The sequence below is a fragment of the Synechococcus sp. CBW1004 genome (assembly GCF_015840715.1).
Taxonomy (GTDB): Bacteria; Cyanobacteriota; Cyanobacteriia; order PCC-6307; family Cyanobiaceae; genus Cyanobium.
Window position 1 is genome coordinate 252,517 of the sequence record NZ_CP060397.1, and the last position, 25,512, is coordinate 278,028.

Annotated in this window: 27 protein-coding genes and 1 riboswitch; of the genes, 11 read left to right on the forward strand and 16 right to left on the reverse strand. The window is 67.7% G+C overall.

All coding sequences use genetic code 11. The features are described 5' to 3' along the window. Window positions 1-188: 188 nt before the first annotated feature. Complete coding sequence (locus H8F25_RS01135) at window positions 189-3,077, reverse strand: UPF0182 family protein (RefSeq protein ID WP_231596976.1); 2,889 nt, start codon at window positions 3,075-3,077, stop codon at window positions 189-191. Between the two features lie 152 nt (window positions 3,078-3,229). Between H8F25_RS01135 and thrC the strand changes: the two genes are divergently transcribed. The 6 genes from thrC to H8F25_RS01165 all read left to right on the forward strand — a co-directional run bounded on the left by thrC (window position 3,230) and on the right by H8F25_RS01165 (window position 7,563). Further along, complete coding sequence (gene thrC / locus H8F25_RS01140) at window positions 3,230-4,513, forward strand: threonine synthase (protein ID WP_197211690.1); 1,284 nt, start codon at window positions 3,230-3,232, stop codon at window positions 4,511-4,513. Between the two features lie 80 nt (window positions 4,514-4,593). Beyond that, window positions 4,594-4,869: a MoaD/ThiS family protein gene (locus tag H8F25_RS01145; RefSeq protein ID WP_197211691.1), complete on the forward strand. Its 276-nt coding sequence runs from the start codon at window positions 4,594-4,596 to the stop codon at window positions 4,867-4,869. Beyond that, the gene (locus H8F25_RS01150; RefSeq protein ID WP_197211692.1) at window positions 4,862-5,014 is read left to right on the forward strand and encodes a hypothetical protein; all 153 of its coding nucleotides are present in this window, start codon (window positions 4,862-4,864) and stop codon (window positions 5,012-5,014) included. The genes H8F25_RS01145 and H8F25_RS01150 overlap by 8 nt, the downstream gene beginning before the upstream one ends. Window positions 5,015-5,110: 96 nt before the next feature. Then, on the forward strand, window positions 5,111-6,109 hold the full coding sequence (locus H8F25_RS01155; protein ID WP_197211693.1) for a cupin domain-containing protein: 999 nt from the start codon (window positions 5,111-5,113) through the stop codon (window positions 6,107-6,109). A gap of 45 nt (window positions 6,110-6,154) precedes the next feature. Then, window positions 6,155-6,898, forward strand: a complete 744-nt coding sequence (locus tag H8F25_RS01160) for a dienelactone hydrolase family protein (protein WP_197211694.1) — start codon at window positions 6,155-6,157, stop codon at window positions 6,896-6,898. Continuing rightward, window positions 6,898-7,563 (forward strand): phosphoribosyltransferase, encoded by a 666-nt coding sequence (locus H8F25_RS01165; RefSeq protein WP_197211695.1) that lies wholly within the window; start codon window positions 6,898-6,900, stop codon window positions 7,561-7,563. Before H8F25_RS01160 ends, H8F25_RS01165 begins: the two co-directional genes overlap by 1 nt. 15 nt (window positions 7,564-7,578) lie before the next feature. On the opposite strand, the gene H8F25_RS01170 is transcribed toward H8F25_RS01165, so the two are convergent. From H8F25_RS01170 to H8F25_RS01185, 4 genes are all read right to left on the reverse strand, one after another. Further along, entirely contained in the window at window positions 7,579-8,304 is a 726-nt protein-coding gene (locus H8F25_RS01170) for a potassium channel family protein (protein ID WP_197211696.1), read from the reverse strand. Window positions 8,305-8,410: 106 nt separating this feature from the next. Continuing rightward, the gene (locus tag H8F25_RS01175) at window positions 8,411-9,331 is read right to left on the reverse strand and encodes a CHAD domain-containing protein (protein WP_197211697.1); all 921 of its coding nucleotides are present in this window, start codon (window positions 9,329-9,331) and stop codon (window positions 8,411-8,413) included. An 88-nt stretch (window positions 9,332-9,419) separates the two neighbouring features. Next, the gene (locus H8F25_RS01180) at window positions 9,420-10,115 is read right to left on the reverse strand and encodes a Mo-dependent nitrogenase C-terminal domain-containing protein (protein WP_197211698.1); all 696 of its coding nucleotides are present in this window, start codon (window positions 10,113-10,115) and stop codon (window positions 9,420-9,422) included. Window positions 10,116-10,188: 73 nt separating this feature from the next. After that, a complete protein-coding gene (locus H8F25_RS01185; protein ID WP_197211699.1) occupies window positions 10,189-10,560 on the reverse strand; it encodes a hypothetical protein in 372 nt (123 codons plus the stop codon). Between the two features lie 199 nt (window positions 10,561-10,759). Between H8F25_RS01185 and H8F25_RS01190 the strand changes: the two genes are divergently transcribed. Then, window positions 10,760-11,350, forward strand: a complete 591-nt coding sequence (locus tag H8F25_RS01190; RefSeq protein WP_197211700.1) for a peroxiredoxin — start codon at window positions 10,760-10,762, stop codon at window positions 11,348-11,350. A gap of 246 nt (window positions 11,351-11,596) precedes the next feature. Here H8F25_RS01190 and purQ read toward each other — a convergent pair whose 3' ends face one another. After that, window positions 11,597-12,250, reverse strand: coding sequence for a phosphoribosylformylglycinamidine synthase subunit PurQ (gene purQ, locus H8F25_RS01195; protein ID WP_197211701.1), 654 nt, complete (start codon window positions 12,248-12,250; stop codon window positions 11,597-11,599). 11 nt (window positions 12,251-12,261) lie between these two features. Next, complete coding sequence (purS, locus tag H8F25_RS01200; RefSeq protein WP_197213309.1) at window positions 12,262-12,519, reverse strand: phosphoribosylformylglycinamidine synthase subunit PurS; 258 nt, start codon at window positions 12,517-12,519, stop codon at window positions 12,262-12,264. A 264-nt stretch (window positions 12,520-12,783) separates the two neighbouring features. On the opposite strand from purS, the gene H8F25_RS01205 reads away from it, so the two are divergent. Beyond that, window positions 12,784-13,116, forward strand: coding sequence for a hypothetical protein (locus H8F25_RS01205; RefSeq protein ID WP_197211702.1), 333 nt, complete (start codon window positions 12,784-12,786; stop codon window positions 13,114-13,116). Window positions 13,117-13,341: 225 nt separating this feature from the next. Here H8F25_RS01205 and H8F25_RS01210 read toward each other — a convergent pair whose 3' ends face one another. The 3 genes from H8F25_RS01210 to H8F25_RS01220 form a co-directional block, all read right to left on the reverse strand. After that, entirely contained in the window at window positions 13,342-14,535 is a 1,194-nt protein-coding gene (locus H8F25_RS01210) for a GTP-binding protein (protein WP_197211703.1), read from the reverse strand. 3 nt (window positions 14,536-14,538) lie between these two features. Beyond that, a complete protein-coding gene (locus H8F25_RS01215) occupies window positions 14,539-15,189 on the reverse strand; it encodes a HupE/UreJ family protein (RefSeq protein ID WP_197211704.1) in 651 nt (216 codons plus the stop codon). Between the two features lie 22 nt (window positions 15,190-15,211). Continuing rightward, window positions 15,212-15,371: riboswitch (cobalamin riboswitch) on the reverse strand. A 24-nt stretch (window positions 15,372-15,395) separates the two neighbouring features. Beyond that, complete coding sequence (locus H8F25_RS01220; RefSeq protein ID WP_197211705.1) at window positions 15,396-15,932, reverse strand: pentapeptide repeat-containing protein; 537 nt, start codon at window positions 15,930-15,932, stop codon at window positions 15,396-15,398. A 37-nt stretch (window positions 15,933-15,969) separates the two neighbouring features. On the opposite strand from H8F25_RS01220, the gene upp reads away from it, so the two are divergent. From upp to ilvD, 3 genes are all read left to right on the forward strand, one after another. Further along, a complete protein-coding gene (upp, locus tag H8F25_RS01225; RefSeq protein ID WP_197211706.1) occupies window positions 15,970-16,635 on the forward strand; it encodes a uracil phosphoribosyltransferase in 666 nt (221 codons plus the stop codon). 30 nt (window positions 16,636-16,665) lie between these two features. Further along, on the forward strand, window positions 16,666-16,965 hold the full coding sequence (locus tag H8F25_RS01230; RefSeq protein ID WP_197211707.1) for a hypothetical protein: 300 nt from the start codon (window positions 16,666-16,668) through the stop codon (window positions 16,963-16,965). Window positions 16,966-17,142: 177 nt separating this feature from the next. After that, on the forward strand, window positions 17,143-18,816 hold the full coding sequence (ilvD, locus tag H8F25_RS01235; protein ID WP_197211708.1) for a dihydroxy-acid dehydratase: 1,674 nt from the start codon (window positions 17,143-17,145) through the stop codon (window positions 18,814-18,816). A 10-nt stretch (window positions 18,817-18,826) separates the two neighbouring features. On the opposite strand, the gene H8F25_RS01240 is transcribed toward ilvD, so the two are convergent. The 6 genes from H8F25_RS01240 to H8F25_RS01265 all read right to left on the reverse strand — a co-directional run bounded on the left by H8F25_RS01240 (window position 18,827) and on the right by H8F25_RS01265 (window position 25,480). Beyond that, window positions 18,827-19,291 (reverse strand): hypothetical protein, encoded by a 465-nt coding sequence (locus H8F25_RS01240; RefSeq protein WP_370525783.1) that lies wholly within the window; start codon window positions 19,289-19,291, stop codon window positions 18,827-18,829. Further along, window positions 19,278-19,832, reverse strand: a complete 555-nt coding sequence (locus H8F25_RS01245) for a CIA30 family protein (protein WP_197211709.1) — start codon at window positions 19,830-19,832, stop codon at window positions 19,278-19,280. The genes H8F25_RS01240 and H8F25_RS01245 overlap by 14 nt, the downstream gene beginning before the upstream one ends. Window positions 19,833-19,965: 133 nt before the next feature. After that, entirely contained in the window at window positions 19,966-20,700 is a 735-nt protein-coding gene (pgl, locus tag H8F25_RS01250) for a 6-phosphogluconolactonase (protein ID WP_197211710.1), read from the reverse strand. Further along, window positions 20,700-22,130: an NADP-dependent phosphogluconate dehydrogenase gene (gene gndA / locus H8F25_RS01255; protein ID WP_197211711.1), complete on the reverse strand. Its 1,431-nt coding sequence runs from the start codon at window positions 22,128-22,130 to the stop codon at window positions 20,700-20,702. Before gndA ends, pgl begins: the two co-directional genes overlap by 1 nt. Before the next feature lie 642 nt (window positions 22,131-22,772). Then, window positions 22,773-24,068, reverse strand: a complete 1,296-nt coding sequence (locus H8F25_RS01260; protein ID WP_197211712.1) for a glucose-1-phosphate adenylyltransferase — start codon at window positions 24,066-24,068, stop codon at window positions 22,773-22,775. Between the two features lie 101 nt (window positions 24,069-24,169). Next, complete coding sequence (locus H8F25_RS01265) at window positions 24,170-25,480, reverse strand: glutamyl-tRNA reductase (protein WP_197211713.1); 1,311 nt, start codon at window positions 25,478-25,480, stop codon at window positions 24,170-24,172. Between the last annotated feature and the right edge of the window lie 32 nt (window positions 25,481-25,512).

Below are 25,512 nucleotides of genomic sequence, written 5' to 3' on the forward strand. Positions count from 1 at the left end.
ATGACGACTGTCCAGCGAAGTTCCTGTCTGGGGGACCGATCCACGTCCCCCATGACCTGAGCTCAGGACCGACCAGCCGGGGAGGTGAGGAGTGGCTGCGCTCTTGCAGGCTTCTCTCTCTTCCTCCACGCTTCCGGATCGGCGCCAGCGCGACCGGGTAGAACGTCCGATGCCTTCTGTGCTTCCGCTCAGGGGGCCACTCCCGGGGCGAGTCCGGTGGCTCCGTTGCCCGGGGCCACCGGTTCAGCGATCTCGGAGCGTTTCGGATCGAGCAGCGCCTCGATCGCCTGCCGCAGCGTCGGCTCCATGGCGATGCGGGTGCCATCGCTAACCACCACCCGCGTCAGGGTGGGCAGCCCACCCTTGCGGGCGCGCAGATACACCGGTTCCACGTACAGCAGCGCCCGGCCGACGGGCATCACCAGCAGATTCCCCTGCACCACCTCGGCACCGGAGCGGTTCCAAAGGCCGAACTGCTGGCTGATGCGTGGGTTCTGATTGATCAACGCCGTGATCTGCTCGGGTCCGAGGATGGGCGTCTGGCTCGGGAAGCGCAGCAGCTCCAGCTGCCCGTAGTTGGGGTGATCACTGCGGGCCGCCAGCCAGGCCACCAGGTTGGGCCGCGCCAGGGGGGTGAGCGGTTGCAGCAGAAGGAACTCGGGGGACTGGTCGGGGGAGAGCTGGGCACTGATGTGATACGGCTCCATCGGCACCAGTTCGGAGCCGTAGATCTCCTTGGGGATCTGCCAGACGTCGTCGCCGCTGTAGAAGACCGATGGGTCGGTGACGTGGTAACGGAGCAGCTGTCGGGTCTGCAGCTCGAACTGGGGGATCGGGTAACGGATGTGGGCCCGCAGCGGCTCGGGCATGGTGCTCAGAGGCGCGAACAGTTCGGGGAACAGACGGCGCCAGGCGCTGATCAGGGGATCATCGGGCTCCGAGACATAGAGCGCCACCCGGCCGTTGTAGGCATCCACGACCGCCTTCACCGAGTTGCGCAGGTAGCGCAGATCTTCCCGCCCCGGCACAGGGGCGCTGTAGGGGTAGGACCGGCTCGTCGTGAAGCCGTCGACGATCCAGAACTGATGCTGGCCCGGTGGGAAGGGTCCGGTCTGCCGATCGAGGCGCACCGAGACCAGGTAGGGCTCCGCCTCGAAGCGCACGAACGGCACCAGCCGCCTGACCCGCTCCCGCACCTCCCGGCGCAGCAGCAGCCGGGTGTCCGAGGTGAGTGAGCCCTCCACCAGCAGGCGTGGTTCACCCAGGTAGAGGGCGGCTGCCAGGCGTCCGGCGGCGCTGCCGATGGGGATGCCGGCGGACCCGTCGTAGTGGTTGTAGACGTTCTCGTCGCCGACGGGGTAATTGAATTCGCGCACCTGGGTGGGTGCCAGGGCATAGCTCGCGTCGAGAGAGCCGAAATAGAGGCTGGGTCTGCCGATCGGAATCGCCTGCATCACCTGTTCGCGGCTGATGCCCAGCTCGGGGCTGCCGTTGACGCGGCTGTTGGATCCCAGGTCACTGATGAAATATTCCGGTAGCCCGTCCGGGCCGCTGGTGTTCACCGGGGACACGGTGAACCCCTGTCCGTGCGTGAAGACTAGGTGGCGGTTCAGCCAGGTGCGGGCGGGTGCGGGCAGCCCGGAGCTGTCCATCTCGCGGGCGGTGATGATCACCTGTTGTTGATGGGTCTTGGCGCCGGAGCCCATGCGATACCGGTCCACCGCCGGTTCCGAGAAGCGGTAGAAGACCCGCAGCTGCTGCAGCTGGCGGTTGGTGGCCAGCATCGGCTGGGAGTCCCAGAGACGGATGTTGCGGATCGTGGCCTCGCTGCTGGCCAGGTCCTCGCGCGTGAGCCGCGGGTTGGGATTGACGTTGCGGGTGCGGATCCGATCGAGCTGGAAGGCGGCCCGGGTGGCTTCGATCGAACGGCGCAGATAGGGCGCCTCCCGCTCCAGTTCCCGTGGATTCACCACCAGCAGCTGCATCAGGGGCAGCAGCAGAGCCTCCAGCAGCGACACCAGCAGCATCAGGGCCGCGCTTGCCAGGAACGTCAGCGCCCGCCAGCCCCGCCTGGGCAGAGGCAGCAGCAGCAATGCCGCGGTGATCAGGGCGAGCAGCGCCGCTACCGTGCGCAGCGGCAGGGAGACATGCACATCCACCCAGCCGGCCCCGGGCACGCTGCCGCTGAGGCTCAGCAGCAGCTGGTGGCGGGCCAGCCAGAATCCCCCCGCCGTTCCCAGGGCCAGCAGCCCCAGGGGCGGGCGGAGGGCCAGCAGCTGGCGTTCCCCGAATCCCCCGAACCGACCGTCGCTGAGTTGCGGCGGCCGGGCCAGCTGCCCCCAGAGCGCCGCCGCCAGGTGCAGAAGCAGCAGGGCCAGGCCGACGCTGAGCAGGAGCGCCAGAGCGGGGAAGCGGGCCAGGGCGAAACTGACGTCGGCGCCCAGAAGAGGCTCTCTGACCCCGGCCTTCGGAATCAACAGCGCCAGGGACCACATCCCCCAGCTGCGGGCCAGAACCACGGCGCTGGCGACCGAGCCCAGGGCCGCCAGCAGTCTCGCCGTGCTCAGGGGCCAGCGCAGCAGGGAGATCAGCCCCGCGATGGCCGCTGCGCCGATCGTGATCAGCCCCGGGACGGCGGCCGGTCCGCCGGCCTGCAACGGTTGAGCGGCTGCGAACAGGGGCAGCAGACCGTGCAGACGCCCGGCGTCGAAGGGGTCGCTCAGCAGACGTCGGGCGAGGCTCAGCAACAGCAGCAGGGGAAGCACCTGGCCCAGGGCGAGCAGCAGCAGCGCCGCCGCGTAGGGGAGAGGTTCCAGCGCCAGCCGCCGGTTGCTGCGCGCCGAGGAGAGGCCGCAGTGCCAGAAGTGCCCCAGCCAGCGTTGCAGCGCCACTCCCAGGCCCAGCCCCAGGAGAGCCAGCACGAGCTGCAGCCCGAGGCGGCGCAGAAGCACCAGGCCCCATCCGAACTGGGCAAACCAGCTCCACTCCAGCCAGAGCCGCGCGGCCAGAACCGGCCCGCTCAGCAGGGCGGCCAGGGCGAGAAGTAGGGAAAGCAGCAGCCGGCGGGAGATCGGCACCCGGAACCCTTGACGTGCGTGATCGGAGGCTAAGGAGCAACGCCGCAACCACAAGCGCCGGCGCCTCATCCTTCAATCCCGACTCAGATGGTCGGCTTTATTTCGCTGTCCTCGGCACCGCTGTTAGCCTCGCTTCAATTCCAGTTCCTGCCGTGACCGCCACCCTCTCCCGGTCCACCTTCACGGGGCTCCGCTGCAAGGAATGCGGCCAGCCCTATGAAGCCACGGCGCGCCACGTCTGTGAGGACGTCTGCTTCGGGCCGCTCGAGGTCGTCTACGACTACGACGCGATCCGCTCCCGCGTCAGCCGCGCCACGATCGAGGCCGGGCCCGCCTCGATCTGGCGCTACCGCGACTTCCTGCCGATCGAGGGGGATCCGATCGATGTGGGCACCGGCTTCACTCCCCTGCTGCGGGCCGACCGCCTGGCCCGCCGGCTTGGCCTGAAGTCCCTCTACATCAAGAACGACGGCGTCAACATGCCGACGCTCTCATTCAAGGATCGGGTGGTATCCGTGGCGCTCACCCGCGCCCGTGAGCTGGGCTTCAGCACCGTCAGCTGCGCCTCCACCGGCAACCTGGCCAACTCCACGGCCGCCATCGCCGCCCATGCCGGCCTTGAGTGCTGCGTGTTCATCCCCAGCGACCTGGAGCTGGGCAAGGTGCTTGGCACCCTGATCTACAACCCGACGCTGATGGCGGTGAAGGGCAACTACGACCAGGTGAATCGCCTGTGCTCGGAGGTGGCCAACACCTACGGCTGGGGTTTCGTGAACATCAATCTGCGCCCGTACTACTCCGAAGGTTCGAAAACCCTGGGCTATGAGGTGATCGAACAGCTCGGCTGGCAGCTCCCTGACCATATCGTCGCTCCCCTCGCTTCCGGCTCGCTGTTCACCAAGATCCGCAAGGGTTTCGATGAGTTCATCAAGGTCGGCCTCGTCGATGAGAAGCCCGTGCGCTTCAGCGGTGCCCAGGCCGAGGGCTGCAGCCCCATCGCCCAGGCCTTCGCCGAGGGCCGCGACTTCATTACGCCGGTGAAGCCCAGCACGATCGCCAAGTCCATCGCCATCGGCAATCCGGCTGATGGCCCCTATGCCATCGACATCGCCAACCGCACCGGCGGCAACATCGCCGCCGTCAGCGATCCGGAGATCATCGAGGGCATCAAGCTGCTGGCGGAAACCGAGGGTGTGTTCACCGAAACCGCCGGTGGTACCACGATCGCGGTGCTCAAGAAGCTGGTGGAGCAGGGAAAGATCAATCCCGACGAGACCACCGTCGCCTACATCACCGGCAACGGCCTCAAGACGACCGAGGCCGTCGCCTCCTCAATCGGCGAGCCGCTGCTGATCGAGGCCCAGCTCGACAGCTTCAATGCCGCCTGGGAGCGGGCCCAGGCCCTGCATCGCGCCACCTGGGAGTCCGTGGCCTGAGCCCTGGCGGGTCGGGTTCCGGCCCCTGTGTCGGCACAGCCACCATTCCACCTTTCTCCTCTTTCCTCGATCACAGCCCCATGGCCGTCTCGGTTCTGATCCCCACCCCTCTGCAGAAATTCACCAACGATGAGGCCAGCGCCGATCTCGACGCCGGCAGCGTTGATGCCCTGATCGATGCACTTGAGGCCCGCTATCCCGGCATCAAGGGGCGGCTGTGTGATGAGAGCGGCAAACTGCGTCGCTTTCTGAACGTCTATGTCAACAGCGAAGACATCCGCTTCCTTGACAATCAGGCCACCGCTCTCAAGGACGGCGATGAAGTGAGCATCGTTCCTGCCGTCGCCGGTGGCTGAGGCGATCATCCCCAGCCTCGATCGCGGGCCACAGGTGCTGTTCCGCTTCGATGCGGAATCGGCCGATGTGCTCAGGCTGCCGGATGCCTGGTCGTCAGAGGACTTCGCTCCTGCTCGGCAGTACATCGACAGCCCGACCCTGTAGTCGCTGCAACCCTCCTTTCCGCCACCGTTGCCCAGACTTCCAGCCCCATCCCTCAGCCTCTGGCCATAGGGTGAAGTCACGTCCGGAGAAGTCGAGATGAGCCAGAGCAGCGCCTCCCCTGCCTCCGTCGTTCCTGCCTCCCCCCATGACTGGCGGGCAGCGGTCGAGATCTATGACTATCGCGAGGCGGCCAATCCGATCCGGCCTGGGCTCACCGAACCGATTCCGGATCGGACCTGGCCTCCTTCGCTGCATGCTGAGCCACGCACGGCGATCCTGCCGCTCGACCTCAGTGCTGAGCTCGGCTGCAGCGGGCCTGCCACCAGTCCCGCTCTTGCCGCCCACTTCCTGAGGATCCTTCCCGGCGAGGGGCTCAAGGCGAGCGCTGTCGCCACCAGTTCGCTCTTCTATGTGCTGCGGGGGGCTGGAACCCTTGAGCGCCCCTCCTCTCCCGGCCAGTCGGCCCTGGAGCTCTCCTGGGGGGTGGGAGATCTGTTTGTGCTTCCCAGCGGCGCCGATCCGCTGCTGCAGGCCAGCGCCGACAGCCTTCTCTACTGGGTGCACGATGCTCCCCTGCTCCGCTACCTCGGCGTCGCCCCCGTGAAGCCCCGCTTCCGGGCCAGCCATTACCCCGCCAGCCTGCTGGAGGCGGAGCTCCAACAGCTGCTCGCCGATCCAACCGCTGCCCGCAGCAACCGGCTCAGCATCCTGCTGGCCAGCGCCGACCACCCCGCCAGCCGCACCGTCACCCACACCCTCTGGGCGATGCTCGGTGTCGTGCCTCCCGGCGCCGTCCAGCCTCCTCACCGCCATCAGTCGGTGGCGCTCGATCTGATCATCGACTGCGACCCCGGCTGTTACACGCTGGTGGGCACCGAGCTCAACCCGGATGGCACGATCCGCAATCCGCGTCGGGTCGACTGGCAGCCGGGTGGGACCTTCATCACCCCCCCGGGACACTGGCATGCCCACACCAACGAGAGCGGTCGCATGGCGCGGTTGCTGCCGATTCAGGACGCCGGTCTGAACACCTATCTGCGCAGCCTCGACATCCGCTTCGCCGGCCCTTCCCGAGGCCCGACCTCAGTCGGTTGAAACCCCCTGTGCCGCTTGGTCGGCGCACGGTGCCAGGCTGATGGAATGACCGCTGTACCCCAGCTGATCCTCTCCGGCGGCGTCACGCTGCAGGCTCTCCTGAGCGTGCCACCGTCGCCCCGCGGGTTGGTGTTGTTCGTGCACGGAAGCGGCAGCAGCCGCTTCAGCCCCCGCAACCAGGCAGTGGCCGCCGGGCTCAATCGGGCCGGCCTGGCGACGTTGCTGTTCGATCTGCTCACCTCCGCTGAAGCGGAGCGGGATCGGATCGATGCCTCCCTGCGTTTCCGCATCGATCTGTTCCGCGGCCGGTTGCTCGACAGCCTCAGCTGGCTCGCGGCCCAGCCCGCGCTGGCCCCTCTGTTGCCCGTAGGCCTGTTCGGCGCCAGTTCCGGTGCCGCCGTGGCCCTGCAGGCAGCGGCTGAGCGTCCGGATGCCGTGGCAGCCGTGGTCAGCCGCGGCGGCCGCCCCGATCTGGCCGGCGAGGCCCTGGCGGGTGAGCTCGCCCCCACGCTGTTGATCGTCGGCGGTGAGGACGAGGCGGTGCTGCGGCTGAACCGTGAGGCGGCGACCAGCCTGCATGGCTTCCACCGTCTGGAGGTGGTGCCGGGCGCCAGCCACCTGTTTGAAGAGCCCGGCGCGCTGGAGCTGGTGGCCCGGCTGGCCTGCGACTGGTTTCTGCGCCATCTGCCCTGCTCCGGGCTGGAGGCCGGACCACGGCCGATTCCCTCCGTTCCTCCGGATCCGGGCCCTGCGTGTCCTGATGTCCTCCGATTCCGGGGCACCGACTGATGCACCTCACTCCTCCCCTCTGGCGCGATCGTCTCGAAGCTGGCCTCGCTCTCGGCCGCCAGCTGGCGGGCCGCGGTTCTCTGCCCGAGGATGCGCTGCTGCTGGCGTTGCCCCGCGGTGGGGTGGCGGTGGCCGTGGCGATGGCGGCCGAGCTGCAACGGCCGGTGGCAACCTGGTCCGTGCGCAAGATCGCCGACCCCGCCTGGCCGGAGCTGGCGGTCGGGGCGATCGCCGCCGGTGGGGTGACGGTGTGGCGTGGGGACGGTGGCAGCTCAAGGGAGCAGCAGGCCCGCCGCCAGGGTTGGCTGCAGCAGCAGGAGGCGGAGCTGCGGCGACGCCGGCGCCTCTACGGCGATCCCGCTTCGGCGGATCTGAAGGGCAGAACCCTGATCGTGGTCGATGACGGCATCGCCACCGGCATGACCGTGCAGGCGGCGCTCCTGTCGCTGCGGCAGCTGCAGCCGGCGTCCCTCACCCTGGCGGTGCCGGTCCTGGATCGCAGTGTCATCGCCCGGCTGCGACCCCTGATCGACCGGCTGGAGGCCCTGGCGGTGGTCGACGGCCTGCGGGCCGTGGGCGAGTGGTTCGAGCGCTTCGAGCAGCTGCAGGATCAGGATGTCCTCGCGCTGCTGGCTGCCCAGCCCGTTCCGGGTGCGCGTCGCTGAGCGCAGCAGCGGTGTTCAGGGGCGGCGTGATTCTGCGGCGATCAGGCGGCTGATCAGCAGGCCCATCACCACGGCGACATAGAACGTGCCGAGGGTGGCGATGACAACGCCGAGCATCTGCGCCTGCGGGGTCACCGGCACCACATCGCCGTAGCCCATGGTCGTCAGGCTGACGAAGGCGAAATAGTTGAGGCGAATGAAGCTCAGGGTCCACACCGGTTGGTGCTGGTCCATGGTTCCCTGGCGATGCAGGAGCAGGGAGCCACCGGAATGCTGCAGGTCGCTGAAGCTTCCCGGCTGGATCGTCTCGAGGGTGCTGCAGAGCAGGCCGGCCGTGAGCCCCAGCATCAGGTAGCCGGCGAAGGCGCCGGTGATCACCTGCTGGCCGACCCGCTGCTCCGCCGCCAGGCTGCGCACCAGCCGCAGGCTGCTCCAGACGCTGAACAGCGACCAGAGCAGGATCAGCGGAATGCCGCTGTCGCGGGACTCCACCGGTGTCAGCGACCACAACAGCCCCGCCGCGACGGTGAGAACGCCCAGGCCCCTGTACAGGTGGCGCGTCGGGCTGGCCAGCGATTCACTGGTCTGGGGGCGACCCAGCCCGACGATCATCGTCAGTGCCAGAAGGAGATAGCCCGGTGAGGCCAGGCGGTTCCAGCGCCCCGGCAGTGCCAGTGACGCCATCACCAGCAGGCAGACGACGAACAGCACCCGGTAGAAGCGGTGTTGGGGGTGCGCCATGGAGCGGAAGACAGCTGCGTGGGGCGGTTCCGCAGCCATCGTTGCAGGCCAGGACGGCCTGCCGGACAGCGGGTTCATCCGCGCCAGCGGCCTGGGGAGCGCTTGTTCAGCCCTGGCTTCGGACGCCGCTTGCCTCCTGGGTGCTGGCCTGGGCGTCCGCGAGCCTGACCAGGCTTCGGCGCCGATCCGGCTGCATCAGCTTGCTCCTGAGCTCCAGCCACTGCTGCCAGCGCTCCTGACGCTGCTCCTCCAGCAGCCGCCGGAGGGACGACCATGAGGCGGCATCGTCATCCGGGCTCTGGGGCCCGAGGAGCTGCATCAGCACCTCCAGGTCGTGCAGATCCCCCAGGCAGCTCTGCACGTCGCGCAGATCGCGGATCCACGCTTCCCCGGGTTCCCCAAGCCACCCGCGCAGGGCCTCAAGGCCGTAGCGCACCTCCTTGATGCGCTTGCGCAACTCGTGCAGCTCGGCGTCGCTCGGGTGAGCCGCAAACCAGCCGCCATGCAGGAAGCAGCTGCCGCCGCAGGCCTGCAGCCACTCCGGCAGCCACTCGGCCAGGGACTGCTGGCCAAGACTGGTGTATCGGGGTTCCCGGCACCAGCGCTCCAGCCGGTTCAGCAATCGGTGGGCGCGATCGGAGCTGAGCTCAGCCTGCAATGCCTTCATGGCCTGACGGCGTTGCCGCTTCAGCTGGCGCTGCAGAGGCGCGCAGGCCTTCTGCTCACGGGGATCCAGCCTGGGAAGCAGCTGCCTCTCCAGGTGCTCCTGCAGCACATCGACGTCCCGGCAGCTGCCGGTTGCCCGCGCCAGCGCCGCGATCCGCGCCCGGTTCAGGCGCGGGGGGAGCTGCAGAGCGGGCCCGAACTGGCTCAGATGCGATCGCAACCGCCTGAGACTGACGCGGAACTGATGCAGCGCTTCCGGATCCTCGCCCCGCAGCACCTCGGGCCGGAGCGTCTCGACACGGCTGAGCTGGTGCGCGATCAGCTGCTGCGCCTGCTCCCCCGTCGTGATCGAAGCGGTCATGGCCTCAGCGCCGCGGAACCCTCACGATCGCTCGGCCGGACTGCCACCGGCGTTAAGAACGGGTTGGGAGGCAGCTGGCCTGTTGGTCTCAGTCGACCTCACGGTCAGCGACGGGCTCGCCCGATCGTGTCGGCGGCTCTTCCCCGGCCAGCAGGCAGAGACAGCGGAACCGCAGGGCCATCAGCTGCTCATAGAGCGGATTGATCCGGCACATGGGCGGGATGTGCACGATCTTCCGTCCCAGCACCATCACATCGCGCTCGAACGGGCACTGAGCCGGGATCAGCTTCACCAGCAGCCGTGCCACCGCCGGATCGGCCGGGGCCTGGGCATCAAGCCAGCCCCGCAGCCGTTCCAGGGTCGAGCCGGCCTCGCCACCTGCGGGCTCGTCCTCATGCAGATCGGCGAGCACCGCCTGCCCCACCTGCAGCAGCTCACTCCAGTGACGCAGCAGGGTCAGCTCCTCGTCGCCGAGCCTGCCGTCGGCGAGGGCCACCACCACCGCGCTGCGCAGGAACTGTTCGGCCTCCGGCGTGCCCCGACCGAGCCGGTGCTGCAGGGCGCCATCCCCGGGGTGATGCAGGGCTTCGAGCGATTCGCCCGGCAGTTCCTGGGCCAGGGCCTCCTCCAGCAGCCGGCGCTCCTCGGGTGCGAATCGGCCGTCTGCCAGGGCCAGCTGGTGCAGGGCGGCCAGCCACAGATGGCGGCGGGCCAGAAGCTCGCTGTCGCCGCATGGCGAAAGCTGGGGCTCCGTGGCCTCGGTGAGCCCAGAGGTCGGCTCCATGGCAGCAGGGACCAGCGTCCTCCCCACCTTCAAGGCGGCCCGCCGAGACGTCAAGGTCGATGGGTGCGCAGCCTCAGCGCAGATCGATGGCGTTGAGACGGGCGCGGAAGCCGGCGGATCCGCGATCCTCCATCTCGGGAGCCTCGCTGAACAGGGAGGATGGGGCGCCCGGCAGGCCGGGGAACGCTGCTGGAGCCGGCAGGTCCTCGGCCTCGAGAACCCGGACCTCGACGGCCTGGGCGGCACGCCGGCTGCGGCTGATCCCGGCCTGAGCCCTGGCCTCGATGGCCCGGATCAGGCTGCGGCTGCGGTTCACGGCCCCGACGGTCTCACCTTCGCCGGGGCGGATCAGGGGGCGTTCGCGGATTTCGCCGCGAAGCTGGTTTAGCAGGCGGAAGTGACCTGTGGTGTTGTACTTGCGCAGGACGACCGGATCCCAGCCCATCGGGCGTCATCAGAATGGTTGTTGCCATAAGCCTAGTCGGCGAGGGATCCGCCACCCCGCAGGCTAATCCGTGATAGCTTGTAACCCAAGCAACTGGTAGTCGGTACGATTTCGGGCTAGCGCCCCGCCGGTGGGTGTCTGGCTGTGGTCAGCCTGTGCCTGCCGGTTGTGGTCTTCATCCTTCTCGTTCCCGCTCCCCATGTCCAGGCTCGTCGGTCTTCCGGCTCCCGACTTCACCGCCACCGCCGTGGTCGATCAGGAGTTCAAGGAGATCAAGCTCTCCGATTACCGCGGCAAGTACGTGGTGCTGTTCTTCTACCCGCTGGACTTCACCTTCGTCTGCCCGACCGAGATCACCGCATTCAGCGATCGCTACGCCGACTTCACCTCACGCAACACCGAGATTCTCGGCGTGTCCGTCGACAGCCAGTTCAGCCACCTGGCCTGGGTGCAGACCGACCGCAAGAACGGCGGCCTCGGCGATATCGCCTACCCCCTGGTCGCTGACCTGAAGAAGGAGATCGCCCGCGCCTACGCCGTGCTCGACGAGGAGGAGGGTATCGCTCTGCGTGGTCTGTTCATCATCGACCCCGATGGTGTGATCATGCACAGCACGATCAACAATCTGCCGGTGGGCCGCAGTGTCGATGAGACTCTGCGTGTCCTTCAGGCCTTCCAGTACGTGCAGTCCCATCCCGATGAGGTCTGCCCCGCCAACTGGCAGCCCGGTGAGAAGACGATGAATCCCGATCCGGTCAAGAGCAAGGACTTTTTCGCCGCCGTCAACTGAGAGAGTCGCTCAGGCTGCCCGTCAGCTCTGGGTTCTCCGTGATTCATGTTTCGAACCCCTGGCCCTTTTCGGCCAGGGGTTCTTTTGTTGCAGCCTCCTGAAATCACGGCGTCTGGATGGCCTGAGCTGAGGCCGAGGCGATCCGGAGATCCGATCGGCTTCAACCCGATCCGCCTCCGGGAGAACAAAGAGCAGATTCGTCCAGCGTCCTGAACCTGGGGTCCTCAGCAGGTGGTTCAGCTGGACTCAGGCACCGATGGCGGCCAGCAGCCGCTGCCCGTCGAGCCCACCGGTGGCCGGATCGCAGGCCCGCTCCGGGTGGGGCATCAGGCCGAGCACGTTGCCGGCGGCATTGGTCAGTCCCGCCACATCCCCGACCGATCCATTGGGGTTCCTGGCATAACGCAGCACCACCTGACCCTGCTGCTCCAGCCGGTCCAGCTCCTCGGGCTCCACCTGATACCGGCCCTCTCCGTGGGCGATCGGCAGGGTGATGCGCTCTTCCTGTGCATAGTTCTGCAACCAGCGGCAACTGCCGGGATTCACGACCAGTTCCGCCGGCTCGCAGAGGAAATGCAGGCTGCGGTTGCGGGTGAGCGCCCCCGGCAGCAGACCCATCTCGGTGAGCACCTGGAAACCGTTGCAGATGCCGAGCACGGGTCCCCCTGCTGCCGCGAAGTTTCGCAGCTCCTCGAGCACGGGCGCGAAGCGGGCGATGGCGCCGCAGCGCAGGTAGTCGCCGTAGCTGAAGCCACCGGGAAGAACGACGGCCTCCAGGCCGCTGAGATCGCGTTCCTCATGCCAGAGAAAACGGGTGGGGCGCCCCAGACAGCCCTCGAGGGCCCAGCGCATGTCCCGGTCGCAGTTGGAGCCCGGGAACACCACGATGCCGATGGTCATCGTTCCTCTCCTCAGCCGGCGTCGGCGAGATCGAGGCTCCAGTCCTCGATCACCGGGTTGGCCAGCAGGCGGTCGCTGAGCAGCTCCAGGCGCTGGCGCGCCGCGGCCTGATCAGGGGCCTCGATCGAGACCTCGATCGCCTTGCCGATGCGCAGTCGCTGGATTCCCTCAACGCCGAGCCGCGACGCGGCGGCACGGGTGGCCTCACCGGCTGGGTCGAGCACGGATGGGCGCAGGGACACCTGAACGCGGGCATGGAAGAGCGGCACCGGCAACACTGGCGTTTGTTAAATCTTCGCAGCCCGTCCGTCGCGCTCCTTCCGCTCTGGTCAGGGTGGAGACAGAGCCACCTCGCACCTGCCCTCCGGGGTCTGGTGCGCCATCCCGCGCGGAGCACCGTGTCCGCCCCATCAGCAGCCATCCCTGGGCATCCGGGCTTCACCTGGATGCAGCGATTCCGGCCTTCGGGCGCGCTCACACCGGTGCTGACAGCCCGCAGCAGGCTGCCATCGCTTCGTTCGCGCTCTGGATCCGTGCTGTGGCTGTTGGTTGCTCTGGTGCTCTGCGGGGTGCTCGTGGAGGGTGCCGCGGCTCCTCTGGCCAGCGCTCAGGGACAGGTGGCGGCACTGGAGTGCCGGCTGGGCGGCGGTCCCTGGCAGCCCTGCCGCATGGAGGTGGAGGACATCGGTCTGCACTGGGTGCTGCGCGTCGGCGAGCAACGCATCGACTTTCGCCACAGTGGCGATGGAGCCGTGCGCATGCAGAAGGGAGGTGGCCCCTGGCAGCCGGTCACGGCCACCTGGCAACCGGATACCAGTCTCTGCTGGGATGGCGTCTGCGCCAGGGGTGACATTCCTCTGGACTGAGCCGTTCCGCGTTCCTCCTCCATCCGAGCCAGCGAACGCGGCTCGGCTCCCATCGCGGTGATGGACCATGGGCGCATGCAGCAGCAAGCGGCCTGGCTCAGCGGCCTGAAGGCTGGGGTTTGTCAGGGCTGTTGCCTTCCCGTCGCGGGGCGATGGCGCCGGGAGAGGGGGGTGGAGTGTGGAGAGCCCTGGCTCGGTGACCGTCCGGTTCAGATCGCACGCCGCTCAGGAGGCCGGAGCTGCGCTCGCCGCCAGCGGTGCCGGCAGGTCGGCGAAACAATCGTGTATCGCCCTCTCCTGGCTGGCGGGAATGAGCAGCACCAGCTCCAGGCCTGCCTCCGTGGAGGTCGGCGTCGCCTCGCTTTCGTACCAGCACTCCAGGCGGGGCCCCACCGCCTGGATCTGAAGGGGCAGGGCCTTGCCCGACTGCCTCAGGCGGCCCTTGAGCCGCAGCACCGGCTGCTCGCGGATCAGTCGCGCCAGCCACGCCTCCAGGTCCTGCCGCTGCCAGTCACCCTGTCGCCGCAGCACCACCGAGGCGATGTCGGCATGGCTGTGGTCGTGATGGTCGTGATCGTGATGCCCGTCCTGATGCCTGTCCTGATGGTGGTGGTTGTCCTTGTCCCCATGGACGTGAAGGGTGACCGCCGCGTGGGGCCCATGGTCGTGGTCGTTGTTCCGACTGTGGGGCTGGCTTCGGAGATGGTCGCCGCTCTGGTCGGGGCCTGATTCCGGCCCGTCCAGCACCAGCGCAGGATCGATCCGGCCCCGGGTCATCGGCAGTACTCCCGTTCCCGGTCGTGCTCCGGCCCGGATCCGTTCGATCACCCCTGCGGCCGCCTCGGCCGTCAGACGGTCGGCCCGGCTGACCAGGACCAGATCAGCCGCCTGCAGCTGATCGTCGAACAGTTCCTCGAGGGCGGTGAGGTGATCCATGCTGGGGTCAGCACGTCGCTGGGCTTCCACCGCTTCGCTGTCTCCGACAAAGTGGCCTGCCGCCAGGGCCTCGCCATCGACCACCGTCACCACGGCCTGCACGCGCACGCGCGGCCGGATCGCCGGCCAGCCGAAGGCCGACACCAGGGGCGCCGGAAGGGCCAGGCCGCTGGTTTCCACGACGATGCCGTCGAGTTGATCAGAGCGCTCCAGCAGGTGCTCCATGGTCGGCAGGAAGTCGTCCTGCACGGTGCAGCAGAGGCAGCCGTTGGTGAGCTCCACCAGGCGGCTGTCCCGTTCCTCTTCGGGGCAGAAGCCGCAGGCGGCGATCAGATCGCCGTCGATGCCGACATCACCGAATTCGTTGACGATGACGGCCAGGCGCTGGCCGCTCTCCAGCAGAAGGTGGCGCAGCAGCGTGGTCTTGCCGGCGCCCAGGAAACCCGTCACGACGGTGACGGGCAGACGGGTTGGTGAGGACATGCTTCAAGCCACCAGGGCAGACCAGCTCCAGGCGCCGCCGATGCCGATCAGGGCCGAGGCGAGCATCTGGTGGTGACGAGGTGTGAGGCGATCGCTCAGCGAACGCAGGACGGTCAGTGACAGAAGCAGCAGGGCGCCCTGGCTGAGCAGCAGGCCCACCAGGTAGGCGCTCAATGGGGCGGTATTCCAACCCAGGACCGAAGCGCTCAGCACGTAGCCATGCAGGGCGAAGGCGGGCAGCAGCACCGGAGCCGGCAGGCGACCGAACAGCACCAGGCCCACCACCACCAGGCTCAGCGACACCAGAACCTCACTGCCTGGCAGGCCGGGAAGCAGCAGACCGGCCGCACTGCCGAGGAGCCCGGTGGCCAGCAGGCCCAGCATCCAGATGCGCCGGCGTTGCAGTCCCACCAGGGCCAGGGCCAGAAGGAACAGCAGGTGGTCGGGGCCGATCACCGGATGGAGCAGGCCACTGATCAGGCCGCTCATCGGAGTCGGCCTGAGATGCAGCAGATCCATCATGTGATGCGCCTGGGCGGCTGGAGTCAGCAGCAACAGGGCCACGAGAACCCCGGGCAGGGCCAGCACAGCCGTGATCAGTCGGGAGGGACGGCGGTGCAGAGGCCCGGGCCCGGTCGGCGAGGAGATTGTCATCGAAACAGCCGGTCCGCGCCGGTGTGGAGAGAAGGGGGTCGGCGGGCGTTCTGACTGGGCCCGATCGGGCCTTCACAGCTGCGGGACAGTGCCGGTCTTGGCGTTCTGAGGACGCCTCACCGGGCTTTCCCCGTTTCCTCCGCAGGCTGCTCCCCTGCGGAACCGATCCTGGTGGACTCTATGGGAGGGGAGTCGTCCGCGCCTGATCAGCGGCACTCGAGGCTGTCGCGGGTGGCGATGCCGGTGCGGGAATTGATGCCGCCGGCTCGGGCGCAGAGTGCCTTGCGCTCGGGCAGATCGAGGACGGCGTCACTGAAGTCGGCCCCTTCGATCGAAGCCTCGCGGAAGTGGCTCTGCATCAGCATCCCGTTGCGGAGCACCGCATCGCTCAGATCGGCCCCGTCGAAGCGGCTGGCGTAGGCCACCACGTCCTCCAGGTCCGCGCCGCTGAGGTTGGCCTTCTGCAGGTTGCTGTTATTGAACACAGCGCCGCGCAGGTCGGAGCCCGAGAGGTCGAAGCCCTCCAGATCGGCTTTGAGAAATTCCTGCTGCTGCAGGTTGCGGCCGTGCATATCGGGTTGCAGATCCTGCAGCGAGCGTTGACCGCGCAGCTCCGGAGCCGTGATCGCCAGGGCCGGCGGTCCTCCCAAACCGAGAGGGATCAGGAGCAGGGCCAGTGCCAGCGCCAACCTGGGGAGCAGGACTCCGAGGGCACGGCGCAGGTGGATCGGAGCGGACCCCATGGGCTCACAATGTCGATGACGACAAGTTATGGCAGGCATGAGCATGTCTCTGCGGGTGGTGGTGCCCCCCCACCCCCTGATCGGCCACTGGCTCACCCTGCTGCGCGATCGCAACACCCCCTCACCCCTGTTCGCCACATCCCTGGCGGAACTGGGCCGCTGGCTCACCTATGAGGCGCTGCGCGACTGGCTGCCGGAACGGTCAGTGGCGATCGAGACGCCGTTGTCTGCCACGGAAGGCCGCGTCATCGATCCCACCATCCCGCTGCTGGCGGTGCCGGTGCTGCGGGAGGGGCTGGGCCTGTGGCAGGGCGCCCAGGGGGTGCTGCCCAACGCCTCAGTGGCCCATGTGGGACTGACTGCGGGCGACTCTGGTGCACCATCCCGCTGGTACCTCGACAGTCTGCCGAAGGCCATCGGCGAGCGGGTGGGTGTGCTGGTGTTCCTGCCGGTGCTGGCCAGTGGAGCCACCCTGCTGAGCCTGTTGGAGCGGCTCGATTCCCTCAGGGTGCGGGGGCCCCGGCTGAGGGTGATCACCTCCCTGGCGGCGGCGCCAGGCCTGAAAGCTGTGGGAGAGCGCTTCGGCGATCTCACCGTCTACTGCGCCTGCATCGATCCGGAACTCACGGACGAGGGGCTTCTCAGGCCGGGTTGTGGCGACATTGCCGCCAGGCTTTATGGAAGCGTCGAGGCCTCTGCCTAGGCTGATGTTCCGCCCTGATCACCCTGGCCGATGGCTCCCTCGCGCGACCACTCCACCGGCGGCAGCACCGTGATGGCCTCTGCCCTCGCCGGGGCCGTGGTCGGAGCCGCGGGGCTGGCCTGGTGGCTGCTCTCCACCGCTGAGAGGCGACGGCAGGCCCGCCATCACCTGCAGCAACTTCGCCAGGCCGGTCTTCCAGGCCTCAGAACTGCCTCCCAGGCTCAGACGCTGCCCGCCGGTGATGCCCAGCTGCACGACCGTGTGCAGCAGCTGAACGCTGCCATCGATGAGGTGCGCCGCCAGCTGGAGCAGCTGCAGACCCAGCCCTGAGCGTTCCCGCCAGCGACCGCTGCGCTCGTGGCGATGCACGTGCGGCATCTCCGCACTGTTCCTCGGCTGCGGTGTCAGAACTGTGAAGGGCGTCCGCGAGGGGCCTGGCCGCTCCAACGGCTGTCCAGCCCGAACAGTGCACCGGTAGGTTGCAGGCAACGCTCCCTCGCCGCAGCCATGCTCCGCTCCGCCGCCATCACCCAGGGCATCCAGCGCTCCCCCAACCGCGCCATGCTGCGGGCCGTGGGCTTCGGCGACGGCGATTTCAGCAAGCCGATCATCGGCGTCGCCAATGGCTACAGCACCATCACTCCGTGCAACCTCGGGCTCAACGATCTGGCCCGCCGGGCTGAGAAGGCGGCCCTCGATGCCGGTGCGATGCCGCAGATGTTCGGCACGATCACCGTGAGTGACGGCATCTCGATGGGGACCGAAGGGATGAAGTATTCCCTCGTCAGCCGTGAGGTGATCGCCGATTCGATCGAGACGGCCTGCAACGCGCAGAGCATGGATGCGCTGCTGGCGATCGGTGGCTGCGACAAGAACATGCCCGGCGCCATGCTGGCGATGGCCCGCATGAACATTCCCTCGATCTTCGTGTACGGCGGCACGATCAAACCCGGCAAACTCGGGGCCTGCGATCTCACCGTGGTCAGCGCCTTCGAGGCGGTGGGTCAGTTCAGCGGTGGCCGCATCGATGAGCAGGAGCTCACCGCCATTGAGAAGAATGCCTGCCCCGGCGCCGGCAGCTGCGGTGGCATGTTCACCGCCAACACGATGAGCGCCGCCTTCGAGGTGCTGGGACTGAGCCTGCCTTACAGCTCCACGATGGCCGCTGAGGATGCCGAGAAGGCTGACAGCGCCGCCCGCAGCGCCGAGGTGTTGGTGGAGGCGATCGCCAAGAACATCCTGCCCCGCGATCTGATGACCCGCGAGGCCTTTGAGAACGCCATCGCTGTGATCATGGCGGTGGGCGGCTCCACCAATTCGGTGCTGCATCTGCTGGCCGTGGCCCGCACCGCCGGCGTGCCGCTGAGCATCGACGACTTCGAGATGATCCGTCAGCGGGTGCCGGTGATCTGCGATCTCAAGCCGAGCGGCCGATACGTCACCGTCGATCTGCATCAGGCCGGTGGCATCCCCCAGGTGATGAAGCTGCTGCTCGACGCCGGCCTGCTGCACGGCGACTGCAAGACGATCGAAGGGAAGACCCTGCGCGAGGTGCTGGCCGATGTGCCCAGTGAGCCGCCCGCCGGTCAGGACGTGATCCGGCCGCTGAGCAATCCGCTCTATGCCAAGGGCCATCTGGCGATCCTCAAGGGGAACCTGGCCGAGGAGGGCGCCGTCGCCAAGATCAGCGGTGTCAAGAATCCGGTGATCACAGGCCCGGCGCGGGTGTTCGAGAGCGAGGAGACCTGCCTGGCGGCCATCCTCGACAAGCAGATCAACCCCGGTGATGTGGTTGTGGTGCGCCAGGAGGGCCCGGTCGGCGGCCCTGGAATGCGCGAGATGCTCAGTCCCACCGCCGCGATCGTGGGCCAGGGGCTTCTGGATTCGGTGGCCCTGATCACCGATGGACGCTTCTCCGGCGGCTCCTTCGGCCTTGTGGTGGGTCATGTGGCTCCCGAGGCCGCCGTGGGTGGCACCATCGGCCTGGTGCAGGAGGGCGACAGCATCACCGTCGACGCCAACCAGCTGCTGATCCAGCTGAACGTGGATGAGGCTGAGCTGGCGAAGCGCCGCGCCGCCTGGGTGAAGCCCGAGCCCCGCTATCGCACCGGCGTGCTGGGCAAGTACGCACGCCTTGTGAGCAGCAGCAGCCTGGGGGCGGTGACCGATCCGGTCGAGTGAGCTGACTGCCTCAGGCGTTGATCAGCAGGGCCCGCAGCCGCCTGGCCAGGGCTTCCACCGGTGCACCGTCTGTCGGCGGTGCGCAGCGGGATCCGGCCGCATCCATCCACACCGGATGGCCGCCTTGCCAGAGCATCGGCCGCTGCTCGTCCTGGCACCAGGCCAGGGTGAGATTGAGGTCGGCCCCGCTGGGGTAGATCTCCAGCTCCAGATCCTGTTCGGGGAGGCGTTCGCCTTCGGCGGTGCGTGCCTCCAGCCGCAGAGACACGTCCAGAGTCTCTCCGTCGCCGCCCGCTGGCTCGCTCACGGGCACCACGCCATGGCGCAGGGGCTTGCGGCACAGATCGGCCGCTGCTGCCACCAGCCGGATCAGATCGGTGTTGGCACCGTCGTCATCGCGATGGGCGCTCCGGGCTGCGGGGTCGTTCGGCCCATGGGGCTCCGGCCGGGAGAAGTCGGACTCAGGCGACGGCATGGATCGATTCGATCACCAGATGCAGGGGGCCGGCGCGGAAGCCTGGATTGGCGCCGCCGTCGTCCCCGAAACGGGAGTGCAGCAGTTGCAGGCGGGTGATGCGCGAGGCATCGAAGCGCAGAGGCAGGCCCAGCGGCAGCTTCTCGATCGGCTGGGCGCGCAGCGACGGTGTGAGCTGATCGAAGTCGATACGGACCCTGCTGAAGCCTTCGGGCTCCGTGCCGAATTCACGCACCCAGCGCAGCCCACCCGGGATGAGCTCGGTGAGGCCCGCGGCACCGTCGGCGCAGGCCACCGCCAGCTTGAAGCGCCGGCCCTCTCCGGCCAGCACCAGCTCGAGGCCGCGGAAGGCCGACAGATCCAGCGGTGGCGAGAACAGGGGCGAGCGCACGCTGACGAAGCCGCCGCCCTCGGCGACCACCTGGGCGTCGAAGTCGAGGCCGTAGGAGCCGCAGCGGCAGCTGCCGCTGCTGCGGCCGCCCATGATCGTGTCATTGAGGGCATGCCAGCCGCTGAAACCCTCGCCCGAAACCACTCGCATCGCGCCCCATCCTCCATAGCCTTCCAGCTTGGCGGGTCCTGAGGGACTGCGGTGTTGCCTGACACGCCGATCGATCGCTCCTGCATGGGCCGGATGGCGCGAGTCGACCGGCCAGCCAGGGGCCTGCGCGGGGTCAGCCCGGCATCTGCAGGCCGGGTTGGAGCCCCTCGGCGGCGGCGGCGTCCGCGAGGATCACCACCTCACCGGCGGGCTGCACCAGCCGGGCCGGCGTCCGCTCGGCGGGTTCCGAGGGATCGAGGAGCCGACGCAGAGCCTGCTGCTTGCCGGCTCCACTCACCAGGAAGATCACCTGCCTGGCTGCGGACAGCACCGGGGACGTCAGGGTGATGCGCGGTAATCCCTTTCCTTCCGACACCGTGGCCCAGCGGTCCGTCACCGTCGTGGCTTCAGTGCCGGGGAACAGCGAGGCGGTGTGGCCGTCATCCCCGAGACCCAGCAGGACAAGATCGAGCCGTGGAGGGCGGCCGGCGCACAGTTCGGCGACGAGGTCTGCGTACAGAGCGGCATCGGCGGCGGGGGCGTCGGAATCGGTGGGGACCGGATGGAACCGCGCGTGCAGTGCCGGAGCCTGGGCCAGCAGGGTCCGGCGGAGCATCAGAGCATTGCTCGCGGGATCCTCGGCATCCACCCAGCGCTCGTCACCAAGCAGGACGTCCACCCGCTCCCAGGGCAGGTGTTCGTTGCCGAGCCGTTCGTAGGCAGGCTTCGGCGTTTCGCCGCCGGCCAGGGCGATCTGGGCGCGGTCCCGTTCCGCCAGCGCCAGATCGATGCCGGAGGCGATCCGTTCGGCGCACTGGCGGGCCAGGTCCTCCGGACCGCTGGCCATGATCAGCCGGTAGCGCGTCATCACAGCCACTCCGTGTGGAAGCTGCCGGCACGGTCCACACGCTCGTAGGTGTGGGAGCCGAAGCAGTCGCGCATCGCCTGCACCAGGTTCTGCGGCAGACGGCCAGTGCCGTAGCTGCTGATGTAATCGAGGCTGCTGCTCAGGCAGGGCACCGGGATGCCGGCGAGGGCGGCGCCGGCCACTACCTGGCGCAGAGCCGGCAGACGCCGGTTGATCTGTTCGGCGAACCAGGGGTCGACCATCAGGTTGGGCAGGCCGGCGTTGGCGTTGTAGGCGTCCTGAATGCGTTGCAGCAGCCGTGCGCGGATGATGCAGCCCCCCTTCCAGATGCGGCCGATCTCGGGGAAGTTGAGCTTGTAGTCGTGCAGGGTGGAGGCCTCCTGAAGCAGGGCCATGCCCTGGGCGTAGCTGGCGATGCAGGCCAGGATCGTGGCGTCGCGCAGCGGTGCCATGCCACTGGCGGGATCGCCCAGATCGAAGCTGCGGGTGGGCAGCTGGGCCGGCCGCGCCGCCGGCAGGATCGACTCGGCTGCGATCCGTTCGCTGCGCAGGGAGCTGAGCACGCGGGCGTTGAGGGCGGCGTAGATGGTGGGCACCGGCACACCCATCTCCAGGGCGCTGATCACGGTCCACAGACCGGTGCCCTTCTGGCCGGCGGCATCGACGATCTTCTCCACCAGATCGCCACCGTCCTCCGGATCGCGGGTGCGCAGGCAGACCTCGGTGATCTCGACCAGGAAGGAGGAGAGCTCCTCGAGCTGGTTCCAGCCATCCAGCACATCCGCCATGGCTGTGCCGTCCATGCCGGCGACCCGCTTCATCAGGTCATAGGCCTCGGCCAGGATCTGCTCGATGCCGTACTCGATGCCGTTGTGGACGGTCTTGACGAAGTGGCCGGCGCCCCCAGGACCGATGTAGGTGACGCAGGCCCCGTCGCTCACCTTGGCGGCCATGGCGGTGAGCAGGCTCTCGATGGCGTCGTAGGCGGCGCGGGTGCCGCCGGGCATCATGCTCGGGCCCTCCAGAGCCCCCTTGGCGCCGCCGGAGACGCCCATGCCGATGAAGCCGAAGCGCTGCGATTCCAGCTGGGCGACGCGCCGTTCGGTGTCGGTGTAGAGGGAATTGCCGCCGTCGATCAGCAGATCCCCCTCCTCCAGCAGCGGCGAGAGGGTGCTGATCATGTCGTCGACCGGCTGGCCGGCCTTGACCATCACCAGGATGCGTCTGGGACGCTCGAGGGCCGCGACGAATTCAGGCAGCGTTTCGGCACCGATGATGTCCTTGCCCGCCCCGCGACCGGCGAGAAACTCCTGCGTCTTGGCGTAGGTGCGGTTGTAGACGACGCTGGAGAAGCCGTTGCGCTCCGCGTTGAGGACGAGGTTCTCGCCCATCACGCCGAGCCCGATCAGACCGAAGTGAGCCTTGCCCATGGGGAGGGGGTGGGGGTTCTGGCGGCAGTCTGGCCAATGGGCATGAACGGCACAGCCCACCGGTCAGAAGTTGTCAGGATGCGCTGGCGCTGGCGCTCTGTCTCCGGTTTCGCAGCGCCGTTGCAATCCAGGGGCTGCCTCGTTGTCCCGCACGTCCATCGCTGCCGTGCCCTGTCCCGGGGCGATGCCAAAGCCAGGCGACCGGCGGGTGAGACCCCCCGGATGCCCCCGGGGTTGATGGTTCACACCTCAGCGGTGGCGGCCAGCTTCTGGGCGTGCAGTCCGTTCCGAGGGGGACGTGGCGAGTCGCGGCCGCGAGCCGGGCTGACCGACTGGCCGTTCTGACGTGCTGCCTGTCCAGCCACCGTTGTCTGGACAGGCCCGCAGGTTGGGAGGTCGGCCTTGGCGGACCGGAAGGCAGGCCTGTGAGCTGCCATCAATCGGTCGCCCCCGGTCATGGGCTGGCAGGGGGGAGCGGGGAGTGACGGACTTGCGCCGCTGGAATGCCCACGACCCTGATGGAGCGGGGCGCATGCCCTGGAGTCAGCAGGGCAATGCTGCAGGGGGAAACCAAGACCTCCATCAGAAGGGCTGTGGTGCCAGGTGGTTCCTATGGAACGCATGAAGGTCCTGTCGTGAGATTCAGATCACCGTGCCATCGGCGATCGTGCCGTTCTTGACGATCACCACGATGCCATTGCGGATGTAGAAATTGAGCTCCGGCCGATCGGCCTCCTCGACGCGATCCTTGTTGACGATCGTGACGTTTTCACCGATGCGCACGTTCTTGTCAAGGATCGCCCGCTTCACGGTGGTGCCTCGGCCCACGCCAATGGGAATGCCCCCGCGCTGGCGCAGCAGCGCACGCTCCTCCATTGATTCGAAGTAATCGGCTCCCATCACGAGAGTGTCCTGCAGGACCACCTCATCTTCGACGCGCGTCCGCACACCAAGGACGCAATGGTGAATGCTGCAGGCCTTGAGCAGGGATCCCTCACCGATGATCGACTCGGTGACCTGGGCATCCTGCATCTTGCTGGGGGGAAGATAGCGGGGACGGGTGTAGATCGGGAATTTCTCGTCGTAGAAGGAGAAGGCCGGATTGGGTTGTTCTGTGAGTGCCAGGTTGGCCTCATAGAAAGCCCCGATCGTGCCGATATCCTCCCAGTAGTCATCGAAAAGGTAGCTCTGCAGGTTGTCGCCTCGGTGCAACGCCTCGGGGATGATCTCCTTGCCGAAATCGGTGGCGGATGGGTGCTTCGCCAACAGATCGAACAGCGTTGCACGGCTGAAGACGTAGATCCCCATCGAGGCCAGATAGGGCCGCTTGACAGCTTCTTCCGGCGTCAGGCCGAGCCTTGCGGTATCCACCTGCATCGCTTCGAGATCGGCTCCTTTGGGCTTCTCGCGGAATTCGCGGATGCGTCCATCCGGGGTTGTTCGCATCAGTCCGAAGCCTTCTGCCTGGGCGGCATCGACAGGCAGGGCGCCGACACTCAGGTGGGCACCGGTGTCGATGTGGTGCTGCACGAAGGCGCTGTAGTCCATCCGGTAGAGCTGATCACCGGACAGAATCAGATAATGGTCAACGTCCCATTCCTGGAACAGCCACTGGTATTTGCGAACAGCATCTGCAGTGCCCTCAAACCAACTGGGGCTGTCGGGGGTCTGCTGGGCGGCAAGCACCTCGACAAAACCCTGGCCGAAGCCGGCCGAGAGGTCGTAGGTCATCGTCAGGTGACGATTGAGTGAGGCGCTGTTGAACTGCGTCAGGACGTAGATCTTGTTGATCTCGGAGTTGATGCAGTTGCTGATGGGAATATCAATCAGACGATACTTGCCGGCCAGGGGGACTGCCGGTTTGGCCCGCATCTTGGTGAGGGGATAGAGGCGGGTTCCTGCGCCCCCTCCGAGAATGATCGCCAGAACACGCTTCATCGAACCAGGGACCCCTTATCTCACCGCGCTGACCGTACAGGAAGGCGGGGCATCGGCGCGAGTGCCCCGTACACTTCGAAGCACGCTCCCTGTGGAGTGTCTCAGGCTTCGCCGCCGGCTTCGTTGAGCTCGAACAGCTCCTCCATGACCTTCATCGCCAGGTGGCGTTGCTGGCGCGGCTGAGGCGCCCGCAGACGCGTCACCGGTGTGTGCAGGATCTTGTTGATGATCCCCTTGCTGAGGGCTTCCACCACCTTGCGCTCCCGGGCCGACAGGTCGGGGCCCATGCGACTGAGGGCCTTCTGCAGTTCCTGCTCGCGGATGTCCTCGAGGTGATGGCGCAGCCGGTTGACGAGTGGCACGGCCTCAAGACCATCCCACCACTCGAGAAACTGACGGGCTTCCTCGGCCAGCAGGCCCTCGGCCTCCTGGGCGATCTCTCGCCGTGATTCCTGATTGCGTGCCACCACCTCCTGCAGGTCGTCCACGTCGAACGCATCGACGCCCTGCAGTTCACCTGCATCGGGGCTGATGTTCCGAGGCACGCCGATGTCGATGAGCATCAGGCTCGAGCGCCGATTCAGGGCAGCCAGGCGGTCAGCGGTGATGATCGGCTCCTCGGCGCCGGTGCTGGTGAACACCAATGAGCAGGTGCTCAGGCAGTGGTCGAGGTCGCTGAGTGGGCGGCACTGCACCGGCAGCGCGGGAAAATCAGCCGCCAGGGCCTCGGCGCGCTGCACGGTGCGGTTCAGGAGCACGGCACCCCGGCAGCCCTTGGCCTGCAGGTGTTGCAGCAGCAGCCGGGCCATGCGACCGGCGCCCACCACCGCCACCTGCTCATGATCGAGGGGCACCAGCTCGTCGATCCCGCGACTCTGGCCGACCTTCAGCTGAGCGAGCTCGACCGCCGCCGAGCTGATCGACACGGCGCCCGTGCCGAGATTGGTTTCGGTGCGCACCCGTTTGCCGGTGCTCACCGCCTGGGTGAGCAGGCGGTTAAGGATCGGGCCGATGGAGCGGTGCTCCTGGCCCAGCCGCACCATCTTCTTCACCTGGGAGAGAATCTGCCCCTCGCCCAGCACCAGGCTGTCCAGACCGGCGGCCACCCGCAGCAGATGGGCCACCGCCTCTTCGTGATGGAAGGTGAAGAGGTGGGGGCTGAGGTCGTCGACGCTGAGCCCCGACACCTGGCTCAGGAAGTCGCCCACGGCGGAAATGCCCAGCTCCGGATGACGGAGCAGGGCATAGATCTCAAGGCGGTTGCAGGTGCTGAGGATTGAGGCCTCCAGCACCTGTTCATCGGACCGGAGTCGCTGGAGAGAGCTCTCCATCGTCTGCTCGGGGATGCTGAGCCGCTCTCGGATCTCCACCGGAGCCGTGCGATGGCTGAGACCGACGACGGCGATGTGCATGGAGAGGGGGATACGGGACCTGGGGGTCGAGG

Excerpts from the sequence above, each read along its gene's own strand:
- H8F25_RS01145 (WP_197211691.1), top strand. The coding sequence starts at position 4,594 with ATGGCCGTCTCGGTTCTGATCCCCACCCCTCTGCAGAAATTCACCAAC.
- H8F25_RS01155 (WP_197211693.1), top strand. The coding sequence starts at position 5,111 with ATGAGCCAGAGCAGCGCCTCCCCTGCCTCCGTCGTTCCTGCCTCCCCC.
- H8F25_RS01160 (WP_197211694.1), top strand. The coding sequence starts at position 6,155 with ATGACCGCTGTACCCCAGCTGATCCTCTCCGGCGGCGTCACGCTGCAG.
- H8F25_RS01165 (WP_197211695.1), top strand. The coding sequence starts at position 6,898 with ATGCACCTCACTCCTCCCCTCTGGCGCGATCGTCTCGAAGCTGGCCTC.
- H8F25_RS01170 (WP_197211696.1), bottom strand. The coding sequence starts at position 8,304 with ATGGCGCACCCCCAACACCGCTTCTACCGGGTGCTGTTCGTCGTCTGC.
- H8F25_RS01175 (WP_197211697.1), bottom strand. The coding sequence starts at position 9,331 with ATGACCGCTTCGATCACGACGGGGGAGCAGGCGCAGCAGCTGATCGCG.
- H8F25_RS01180 (WP_197211698.1), bottom strand. The coding sequence starts at position 10,115 with ATGGAGCCGACCTCTGGGCTCACCGAGGCCACGGAGCCCCAGCTTTCG.
- H8F25_RS01185 (WP_197211699.1), bottom strand. The coding sequence starts at position 10,560 with ATGGGCTGGGATCCGGTCGTCCTGCGCAAGTACAACACCACAGGTCAC.
- H8F25_RS01190 (WP_197211700.1), top strand. The coding sequence starts at position 10,760 with ATGTCCAGGCTCGTCGGTCTTCCGGCTCCCGACTTCACCGCCACCGCC.
- purQ (WP_197211701.1), bottom strand. The coding sequence starts at position 12,250 with ATGACCATCGGCATCGTGGTGTTCCCGGGCTCCAACTGCGACCGGGAC.
- H8F25_RS01210 (WP_197211703.1), bottom strand. The coding sequence starts at position 14,535 with ATGTCCTCACCAACCCGTCTGCCCGTCACCGTCGTGACGGGTTTCCTG.
- H8F25_RS01215 (WP_197211704.1), bottom strand. The coding sequence starts at position 15,189 with ATGACAATCTCCTCGCCGACCGGGCCCGGGCCTCTGCACCGCCGTCCC.
- H8F25_RS01220 (WP_197211705.1), bottom strand. The coding sequence starts at position 15,932 with ATGGGGTCCGCTCCGATCCACCTGCGCCGTGCCCTCGGAGTCCTGCTC.
- upp (WP_197211706.1), top strand. The coding sequence starts at position 15,970 with ATGAGCATGTCTCTGCGGGTGGTGGTGCCCCCCCACCCCCTGATCGGC.
- H8F25_RS01230 (WP_197211707.1), top strand. The coding sequence starts at position 16,666 with ATGGCTCCCTCGCGCGACCACTCCACCGGCGGCAGCACCGTGATGGCC.
- ilvD (WP_197211708.1), top strand. The coding sequence starts at position 17,143 with ATGCTCCGCTCCGCCGCCATCACCCAGGGCATCCAGCGCTCCCCCAAC.
- H8F25_RS01240 (WP_370525783.1), bottom strand. The coding sequence starts at position 19,291 with ATGCCGTCGCCTGAGTCCGACTTCTCCCGGCCGGAGCCCCATGGGCCG.
- H8F25_RS01245 (WP_197211709.1), bottom strand. The coding sequence starts at position 19,832 with ATGCGAGTGGTTTCGGGCGAGGGTTTCAGCGGCTGGCATGCCCTCAAT.
- pgl (WP_197211710.1), bottom strand. The coding sequence starts at position 20,700 with ATGACGCGCTACCGGCTGATCATGGCCAGCGGTCCGGAGGACCTGGCC.
- gndA (WP_197211711.1), bottom strand. The coding sequence starts at position 22,130 with ATGGGCAAGGCTCACTTCGGTCTGATCGGGCTCGGCGTGATGGGCGAG.
- H8F25_RS01260 (WP_197211712.1), bottom strand. The coding sequence starts at position 24,068 with ATGAAGCGTGTTCTGGCGATCATTCTCGGAGGGGGCGCAGGAACCCGC.
- H8F25_RS01265 (WP_197211713.1), bottom strand. The coding sequence starts at position 25,480 with ATGCACATCGCCGTCGTCGGTCTCAGCCATCGCACGGCTCCGGTGGAG.